This window comes from Pseudomonas sp. 13B_2.1_Bac1, assembly GCF_025466155.1.
Lineage (GTDB): Bacteria > Pseudomonadota > Gammaproteobacteria > Pseudomonadales > Pseudomonadaceae > Aquipseudomonas > Aquipseudomonas aylmerensis.
The window spans coordinates 1-1,533 of the sequence record NZ_JANLOH010000002.1 but is presented as its reverse complement, the minus strand read 5'-3'; the positions used below and the strand labels follow the sequence as shown (position 1 = coordinate 1,533).

The window sequence follows — 1,533 nt, the reverse complement described above, 5'->3', positions numbered from 1 at the left end:
CCCCTGTCTCGCCTGCGGCAAAATTGCTTCATTGGCCGGCGGGGGATCACACTGCATGATGGGACAGTTATCGAGTGGGCAGGAGCGACTGTTTTACTCGTTCAACCTTGAAGATCACATCCCAGCCAATCACCTTCTGCGCAGCATTGATCGATGTCTCGATCTGAGCGATTTGCGCCATCACCTCGCCGACTTCTACAGCCCGATTGGGCGCCCGTCGATTGATCCTGAATTGATGATCCGCATGTTGATCGTGGGCTATTGCTACGGCATTCGCTCAGAGCGGCGGTTGTGCGAAGAGGCCCATTTGAACTTGGCGTATCGCTGGTTCTGCCGATTGAGCCTTGAAGATGAAGTCCCCAATCACTCGACCTTTTCCAAAAACCGACACGGCCGTTTTCGGGACAGCGATCTGTTTCGCTGGCTGTTCAATGAAGTGCTGCGTCGTTGCATGGACGCCGGCCTGGTCAAGGGCGAAGGCTTTGCCGTGGACGCCAGCATCATCAAAGCGGATGCCAGCCGGCAGCGCGGTGTACCGGGTGATGAACCGGTCAACTGGAGCGATCCGGCCCTGAGCACCCGCGCCGTGCGTGAGTATCTTGAGGCACTCGATGAAGAGGCTCTGGCCGAAACGCCACCGAAGCGTCTATCGCTGACTGATCCTCAAGCCCGCTGGACCGCAGCTCCAGGTGGCCCAGCGTTCTACGCTTACTCCACGAATTATCTGATTGATACCGAGCACGGCGTGATCATGGATGTGGAACCCACACCGGCTCATCGAACCGCAGAAGTCGAGAGCACCAAGACGATGATCGATCGCGTTGAGGCGCAGTTCGACATCAAGCCGGAACGCCTCATTGGCGACACCGCTTACGGTACCGCGCCGATGCTGGCCTGGATGGTGGAGGAAAAGGACATCGAGCCACATGTGCCGGTGTGGGACAAAACCGAACGCAAGAACGACAGTTTTTCGAGCAACGATTTCCGCTGGAATGAAGAGACTGAGGAATACTGCTGCCCGGCTGGCAATGCATTACGTAGCGAATGGCGAGCCTTCAAGAACGAGCGTTCGCACGTCACCAAAGCCAACACCATCATTTTCCGATCTAGACAGACTGACTGCGCGACGTGTCCGATGAAAGCCAAGTGCTGCCCGAACACGTCGTTTCGCAAGATCGCTCGCAGCGTTCATGAAGCCGCTCGTGATGTCGCTCGACGCATCGCGGCGACGCCGGAGTACGTGCGCTCTCGCCACGAACGTAAAAAGGTCGAAATGTTGTTTGCCCACCTCAAGCGCATCCTGAAAATGGATCGCTTGCGACTACGGGGCATGAGTGGCGCGACCGATGAGTTCACGCTGGCGGCTGCGGTACAGAACCTGCGTCGACTGGCCAAACTTACATCTCAAGGGCCGCCTGCCCCGGGATAGGTGCGCCTGCACTAAGCCATAAACCTCAAATTAACCCAATAACAAAGCAACAATGGTCAACGAAGGGCCGAGAAACCACTCAAAGTGGTGAGTAGGTTCTCTGG

Annotated in this window: 1 protein-coding gene; it reads left to right on the top strand. The window is 56.8% G+C overall.

Annotated elements, in window-relative coordinates:
• Positions 1-55 precede the first annotated feature (55 nt).
• On the top strand, positions 56-1,429 hold the full coding sequence (locus NTD80_RS00470; RefSeq protein ID WP_262131658.1) for a transposase: 1,374 nt from the start codon (positions 56-58) through the stop codon (positions 1,427-1,429).
• Positions 1,430-1,533: the final 104 nt, after the last annotated feature.